This is a genomic window from Microcoleus sp. K5-D4, from assembly GCF_036704575.1.
GTDB lineage: Bacteria > Cyanobacteriota > Cyanobacteriia > Cyanobacteriales > Microcoleaceae > Microcoleus.
This window is the reverse complement of the sequence record NZ_JAUBSD010000044.1, coordinates 1-7,858: the sequence shown is the minus strand read 5'-3', so window position 1 is coordinate 7,858 and position 7,858 is coordinate 1. Positions and strand designations below refer to the sequence as shown.

The 7,858-nt window shown below is 44.7% G+C and carries 3 protein-coding genes; all 3 read left to right on the top strand.

Annotated features, from left to right (window positions below; genetic code table 11):
• The first annotated feature begins 25 nt into the window (after positions 1–25).
• The 3 genes from QUA77_RS15425 to QUA77_RS15415 all read left to right on the top strand — a co-directional run bounded on the left by QUA77_RS15425 (position 26) and on the right by QUA77_RS15415 (position 7,801).
• Positions 26–4,366: an amino acid adenylation domain-containing protein gene (locus tag QUA77_RS15425; protein WP_333450981.1), complete on the top strand. Its 4,341-nt coding sequence runs from the start codon at positions 26–28 to the stop codon at positions 4,364–4,366.
• Between the two features lie 59 nt (positions 4,367–4,425).
• The gene (locus QUA77_RS15420; RefSeq protein ID WP_333035479.1) at positions 4,426–5,781 is read left to right on the top strand and encodes an aspartate aminotransferase family protein; all 1,356 of its coding nucleotides are present in this window, start codon (positions 4,426–4,428) and stop codon (positions 5,779–5,781) included.
• A gap of 355 nt (positions 5,782–6,136) precedes the next feature.
• Positions 6,137–7,801 carry an IS1634 family transposase gene (locus QUA77_RS15415; RefSeq protein ID WP_333450979.1) on the top strand — a complete coding sequence of 555 codons (1,665 nt, stop codon included), beginning with the start codon at positions 6,137–6,139 and terminating at the stop codon, positions 7,799–7,801.
• Positions 7,802–7,858 lie beyond the last annotated feature (57 nt).

Sequence of the window (7,858 nt, the reverse complement as noted above, 5' to 3'; positions counted from 1 at the left end):
AGTAGTGCTTTGATAAATAGGAACAATGCAAACAATTAATGGATTTCGGCTTTCACCCCAGCAAAAATATCTGTGGCTGTTGCAGCAAGACAGCCCTGCTTATCGCGTTCAAGCCGCTATTTCGATCGAGGGAAGTCTTCAAACCGAGCGCCTAAAGAAAGCTTTAGAAAAAGTGAGCGATCGTCACGAAATTATCCGAACAAGCTTTCAGGGAAAGGCCGGGCTAAAAATTCCTATACAAGTTATCTCCGAACATAGCTCTGTTTCGTGGAACTGGGTTAACTTAAGTGAAGTAAATCCCCAGGAACAAGAAGCCAAAATTGAAGAAATTTTTCAGCAAGAAAAGAGCGCTTTATTCAACTTCGAGCGCAATCCTGCTTGGCACTTGTCTTTAATTACACTTTCATCTGAGAGGCATATTTTGCTGGTTAGTTTGCCAGCACTGTGCGCCGATAGTCGCACACTAAAAAATCTGGTTCAAGAAATCAGCCAGTGCTATGCCGCCTGCCTTCACGGCGAAGAAATTACCGATGAAGTTGTGCAATATATTCAATTTTCCGAATGGCAAAATGAATTGCTCGAAGATGAAGAAGCGGCGGAGGGCAAAGAATACTGGACAGAGCATAATTTTTCAGCGCTAGCGAGTTTAAGGTTGCCGTTTGAAAATAGATTAATTAACGCGCCAGCTCAATTTACTCCCCAAGCTTTTGAGGTCAAATTAGAGTTAGCTTTGCTGGTTCAAGTGGAAGCGATCGCCCGCCAGTACAACACCTCACTTTCTACATTCTTGCTCGCTTGCTGGAAAATTTTGCTCTGGCGGCTGATTGGCCGATCGGAACTCGCTGTTGGCGTGGCATTCGACGGTCGAAAATACGAAGAACTAGAGCCAGCGCTTGGGCTGTTTGCCAAATTTTTACCGCTGCAGGGCCAACTAACAGAAAACTTTTCCTTCGCAGAAACATTGCAGCAAATTCAGCAGGAAGAACGCGAAGCATACAAGTATCAAGAATATTTCTCCCACGAATATCTAGGCAACTCTTCCGGCTTTCCATTTGGTTTCGAGTTTGAGGAACAACTCGAAAAGCATTCGGCTAGTGGCGTATTTTTTTCGATTTACAAGCAGTATGCGTGCTGCGATCGCTTCAAAGTTAAACTCTCTTGCCACCGCCAAAATGACTCGCTCGCCGCTGAGTTTCACTACGATCCTATCTTCCTTGCAGACAACAGTATCCGGTGCTTGGCAGAGCAATTTTACGCCTTAGTCCAAAGTGTAGCCAGCAACCCACAGACCGCAATCGGCAAGCTCGAAATGCTGAGCGATCGCGCCCGGAATCAATTATTAGTAGAATTCAACAGCACTAAAGCAGATTACCAGCTCGATAAGTGCGTGCACCAGCTATTTGAAGAACAAGCAGAGCGATCGCCGCACCGCATAGCTGCTGTTTGTGAAAATCAGCAAATTACCTACAGCGAACTCAACGCCCGCGCTAACCAAATCGCCCATTACTTGCAGCAATTAGGTGTCAAGCCAGAGGTGATTGTCGGCTTTTGCGTCGATCGCTCTTTAGAGGCGATCGCTGGAATTCTAGGCATCCTCAAAGCAGGTGGCGCGTACCTACCGCTCGACCCAGCCATGCCCAAAGAGCGCCTAGCATTGATGCTGCAAAACGCTCAGACTCCAGTGCTGTTAACCCAACAGCATCTCATCAAAAAATTGCCTGAAACTAAGGCCTATATCGTCTGCTTAGATACAGACATTCCCTCTTTTTCTCCTACTACTTTCGTCTCTGCTTCTGGTGAAAATTTAGCTTACATTATCTATACCTCCGGTTCCACCGGCACCCCTAAAGGAGTCGCCATTGAACACCGACAACTGCTCAATTACCTGCACGGAATTCAGGAAAAATTAAACCTGCCATCAGGTGCAAATTATGCCACGGTTTCTACCTTCGCCGCCGACTTGGGAAACACCGTTATTTTTCCGGCTTTGTGTTCGGGTGGATGCCTGCACATCATCTCTCAAGAACGCGCAACAGATCCTCAAGCAATTGCCGCTTATTTTCAGCAACATTCTATCGATTGTCTGAAAATTGTTCCCTCTCACTTAAAAGCTTTGTTGAGCGCTTCTAACGCCTCGCAAATCTTACCGAAAAAGCGATTAATTCTCGGCGGTGAGCCTTTGATGTGGAATTTAATTGAAACAATTCAGAAATACAATCCAGACTGCTCGATATTCAACCATTACGGGCCGACAGAAACAACTGTAGGCGTGCTGACTTATCAGGTAAAAATGCAAGGCGATCGCATTTCCCAGACAGTTCCTTTAGGTCGCCCGCTACCCAACACGCAGATTTATTTGCTCGATTCGCACTTGCAGCCAGTTCCTGTAGGGGTAGCCGGTGAATTATATATTGCTGGTGCGGGATTGGCCCGCGGCTATCTAAACCAACCAGAACTCACCGCAGAAAAATTCATTTGCAAGTCATTGACTCAGGAACCGGAAACTCGACTTTACAAAACTGGCGACTTAGCTCGCTATTTGCCAGACGGAAATATAGAATTTATCGGTCGCGTCGATCGCCAAGTAAAGCTGCGAGGTTTCCGCATTGAATTAGGGGAAATTGAGGCGGGGCTGTGTCATCATCCCTCTGTCCGCGAGGCAGCCGTTTTACTTCAGGAAAATGAACCGGGAAATCAGCGTTTAGTCGCCTATATCGTTTCTCACTCAAAACTCAGCGTTCAGGACTCACAACTGATTGAAAGCCTCCGTTCATTCCTCAAAGAAAAGCTGCCCGAATACATGATACCTTCTGCTTTTGTGGTTCTGAAAGCGCTGCCACTGACTCCCAATGGCAAAATAGACCGTCAAGCGCTTCCTGCACCGTCCGTAGCAGCCAATTTTACAGATACGTTTGTAGGCCCTCGCACTCCCGGTGAGGAGATTCTTGCCGGAATTTGGAGCCAGCTTCTCAACCTTAAAAAGGTAGGAATTCACGACAATTTCTTTGAATTGGGGGGACACTCATTACTGATTACTCAGTTGTTAGCCAAAGTGCGAGAATCTTTTCAGGTGGAATTGCCTTTGCGCGTTTTGTTTGAAGCTCCTACTGTAGCTGGTTTAGCTGAAAAAATCGAAATCCAACAAGGGGGCAACACAGCGGGCGATCGCACTGCAAGTTTCGATATTAACGCTGAAGTTGTTTTAGATCCGGCAATTCGCCCTGCAACTCCATTGAGCGAGCCAAAAACTGAACCAGCTTGCATACTCTTAACAGGGGCGACGGGCTTTTTGGGAGCCTTTTTACTCCGCGATCTCTTGCAACAAACTCAAGCAAAAATTTATTGCCTAGTCCGTTCTGCCGATTCAGAATCAGCTAAAAAGCGGATTCAAAGCAGTCTCGAATCCTATTTAATTTGGGATGAAAGCAGCAGCGATCGCATTATCCCAATTGCTGGAGATTTGTCTCAACCGCTTTTGGGGCTTTCCGAGGAGCAGTTCCGAGTTTTAGCCAGTAAAATTGATGTCATTTACCACAATGGCGCGTTTGTCAAGTTTACTTATCCCTACTCGGTTCTCAAACCCGCTAACGTTTTGGGGACTCAGGAAGTTCTGAGATTGGCGAGTCAAAGTAAGCTAAAACCAGTCCATTTAATTTCTACAATTTCCGTTTTCTCGGCAAGGGGAGAATCTGGGATTAAAGTCGTGCGAGAGGAGGATGAACTCACTCCGGGAGAGAATCTCAAAGGTGCTTACACTCAGACTAAATGGGTGGCAGAAAAGTTAGTAGAGGTCGCGCGCGATCGCGGCATTCCTGTTAGCATTTACAGGCCAGGCCGCATTTCTGGGGACAGCCAAACAGGGGCCTGCAATCCCAGCGATTTACTGTACAGGTTAATGGCTGGTTGCGTGCAACTTGGATGTGCGCCCGATGACGATAAGCTGATGAATGTAGCGCCTGTTGACTATGTGAGCAGAGCGATCGTTCATCTTTCGAGCCAAAAAGAATTGCTCGGAAAAACTTTTCATTTAGTCAACACTCAGTCGTTTCAAATGAGTGAATTGCTTGGCTGGATTGGCTCAATGGGTTATCCAATCAAACGAGTTTCTTCTGAGACTTGGCAAGCAGAAATAATCAATCGCGCTGGATCTTCTCCAGAAAATGCGTTGTATCCACTTGTCGGTCTTTTCTCCGAAAAAGTTTCGGAAGCAGAAATGCCTAAATCTGCGACGCTGCAATTCGATTGCCAGAATGCCTTGAAGGGACTTTCTGGAACGGACATTATCTGCCCGCAAGCGGATGCGAGTTTGTTTCGGACTTATTTTTCTTATCTCGTCGATTGTGGCTTGATAGGTAGCCGCAATTAAAACCTGTAAGGGCGCAATGCTTTGCGCCCTTACCTAGCTCACTCTCTGGAGAATTCAAAATGAAGGAACAATTACAGCACATACACATGAAAGCGCTGATTGAGCGCTACACCGATCGCACAAAGACCTCTAAGAATTTCGCGCAAAAATACCGTCCGGTTCTCGCTGACAATCGGGCTTCTGATGGGTTTCGCTTTCCCGTCAAGGAGATGTTTTATCCTATTGTCGCCGAGCGATCGCTTGGCTCTAAAATGTGGGATGTTGATGGCAACGAATACATCGATATCACGATGGGATTTGGCATCAATCTTTTCGGTCATAATCCGCCCTTTATTAAAGAAGCCCTATTCGAGCAACTCGATCGCGGCGTGCAAATTGGTGCTCAAGCAGAACTTGCCGGAGAAGTTGCAGAATTAATCTGCGAACTAACGGGAATGGAGCGCGTCGCTTTTTCTAATACCGGCACTGAAGCGGTGATGGCAGCTCTACGATTAGCTAGAGCGGCAACTAAACGCAATAAAATTGCTTTGTTTTCTGGTTCTTATCACGGTCATTTTGACGGAACTCTGGCAGTTCTAAAAAAGATAGATGGCGATTTACGCCTCATTCCAAAAGCGCCAGGAATTCCCGCTAATTTTATTGAAGATGTTTTAGTTTTGGATTACGGAAGCCCTCATGCCCTGGAAATTATCAAAGCTCATCAGCACGAATTAGCGGCGGTTCTCGTGGAGCCGGTGCAAAGCCGCCGTCTCGATTTGCAACCTAAAGAATTTCTCCAGCAACTCAGGCAATTAACAAAAGAATCAGAAATTGCGCTGATTTTTGATGAAATGGTCACCGGTTTCCGAATTCATCAAGGCGGCGCGCAGGCGTGGTTTGGCATTGAGGCAGATATTGCAACTTACGGTAAAATTGTCGGGGGCGGTATGCCCATTGGAATTATCGCTGGAAAAGCTGCTTATATGGATAAAATTGACGGCGGTTTGTGGAACTACGGCGATGATTCCTATCCCCAGGTAAAAACAACAATTTTTGCCGGCACTTTTTGCAAGCACCCACTTGCTCTGGCCGCTGCGCGTTCCGTGCTGCGCTATCTGAAAAGTCAAGGCCCAACCCTTCAGCAGCAGTTGAATCAGCGAACTTCGCAGCTAGTTGAAACCCTGAATGCTTACTTCAAAGAAAATGAAGTCTCTTTAGGGCTTGTAAATTTCGGATCGCAATTTCGCGCTGTTGCCTCCGTTCAGATAGATCCACTACTTTTTCACTTAATCGAAAAGCGTATTTTTATATGCGAAGGTCGTAGCTGCTTTCTCTCCACCGCTCACACTAATGAAGACACAGATCGCATCATTCAGGCGGTTAAAGAGAGCATTCAAGAAATGCGGGAAGGAGGCTTTTTCCCGATTCAGCAATAAACTTGGTTTTTGATATCGCGCATTTTTAACGGAATCAGATTTAACTCACCTCCGAACCTCAATTTTCAGGAATGGAGAACTGGGTGAGCGTTAGGGACAGAAATTATAGAATATTTCTACTTACCATTGTCTCGGATGATTCACTTTGATCTACTCAATCCATGTACGCTGCCCGTTGGGGGTTGCGGAATGTGGGTTTAAATGTCTGTGCGTTGCATCCCACATTCCGCAGATATTCAAGGAGAGGTAAAGGAAGATAGATTCGGCAACAAGAAACTCCCAAACGATTGCCGTGCAATCGTTTGGGAGTTTTTAGTGTATAATAGATTTCTGCTGTAAAGCAACTATAAAAATCATGAACCAGCCATTATCAGGGATAAATATCGTAAATTTAGACCACTTGGGAATAGTAGCGGGGATAATAGATGAGATGGAATTGGTAGAAGAAGTCAACAAAAAAGTGGGTATCAAAACTAAAGAAACAGTCAGCCCCGGACAAGTAATGAAAGCAATAATTTTGAACGGATTGGGGTTTTTGAGCGCCCCAATCTACCTATTCGACACATTTTTCGTAGGAAAAGCAACAGAACATTTAATCGGAGAAGGAGTGACCCCCGAACAATTAAATGATGACAGAATCGGGAGAGCATTAGACAAATACCATCAAGCTGGAACGACACAATTATTCACAGCGATCGCCCTAAAAGCAGCAAAAAAATTTCAAGTAGAAATGAATAGCGTTCATCTAGACAGCAGTTCAATATCAGTAGAAGGAGCATACAAAACTTGTCAGGAAAAGAGTCAAGACATTGAAACAGACTCATCAGGTCCAGCCGATGAAATGAAAGCCATAAAAATCGTTCACGGATACTCAAGAGACAAAAGACCCGACCTCAAACAATTTATCATTGACACCATAGTTAGCGGCGATGGAGACGTACCATTGTATCTCAAAATAGATGACGGAAACGCCGATGACAAAAGCGTTTTTGTCGCCCGACTCAAAGAATTTAAAAACCAATGGACTTTCGACGGAATCTGTGTAGCAGACAGTGCCTTATACACAGCAGAAAACTTATCAGCAATGGCAGGAATGAAATGGATAACGAGAGTGCCATTAAGTATCAAATCAGCCCGACAAAAAATCTCAGCTATCGAAGATAAAGACTGGGAATCAGCTCAAATAAAAGGCTACAAAATAGCAGCCATAACCAGCGAGTATGCTAACATCAAACAAAGATGGATAGTAGTAGAAAGCGATATCAGAAAACAAGCAGCCCTCAAAAAAATAGCCCAGCAAGTAGAGAAACAATTAGAATCAGCTTCTGACTCACTACGCAAGCTATTCAGACAAGAGTTTGCGTGTATACCCGACGCAGAAATCGCGATAAAAAGATTATCAGATACCTGGAAGTATCACCAAATCACAGAAATTGAATGCCGAGAAAAACCCGTCAAAAAATCGACAAGCAAGCAGAAACTAGAGAACCAAACAAATCCAACAGTTTATCAAGTTACAGGTCAAATAAAAACCCGGTTATCAGCAATAGAAGCCGAACAAATCACAGCCGGGAGATTTATATTAGCCACCAACATCTTAGACACTCAAGAGGTGAGCGATCGACAGATACTATCAGAATACAAAGCGCAGCAAAGTAATGAGAGAGGATTTAGATTTATCAAAGATCCATTGTTTTTTACATCAAGCGTATTTGTGAAAAATCCCGAGCGAGTCGAAGCAATAGGAATGATAATGGGACTGTGCTTGTTAGTTTATACCCTAGCGCAAAGGAAATTGAGACAACACTTAGAAGCCACCAATGAGGGAGTCAGAAATCAGGTAAAGAAACTCACCAATAAACCGACAATGCGCTGGATATTTCAGATGTTTCAAGCGGTACATTTAGTGACGGTTAACGGAGATAAGCAAGTCAGTAATTTAACCCAAGACCGTCAAGATGTATTAAAGCATTTAGGACAGTATTGCAGTCGGTACTATTTAATGTTTGCAGGTGGATGACGCTCTCCATTAAGCTGTAAATCTTGGTGAATAATCCACATTTATTAGTCAAGATGA

Bases quoted from the DNA above. Each gene is read 5' to 3' on its own strand.
- QUA77_RS15415 (WP_333450979.1), top strand. From the start codon at position 6,137: ATGAACCAGCCATTATCAGGGATAAATATCGTAAATTTAGACCACTTG.
- QUA77_RS15425 (WP_333450981.1), top strand. From the start codon at position 26: ATGCAAACAATTAATGGATTTCGGCTTTCACCCCAGCAAAAATATCTG.
- QUA77_RS15420 (WP_333035479.1), top strand. From the start codon at position 4,426: ATGAAGGAACAATTACAGCACATACACATGAAAGCGCTGATTGAGCGC.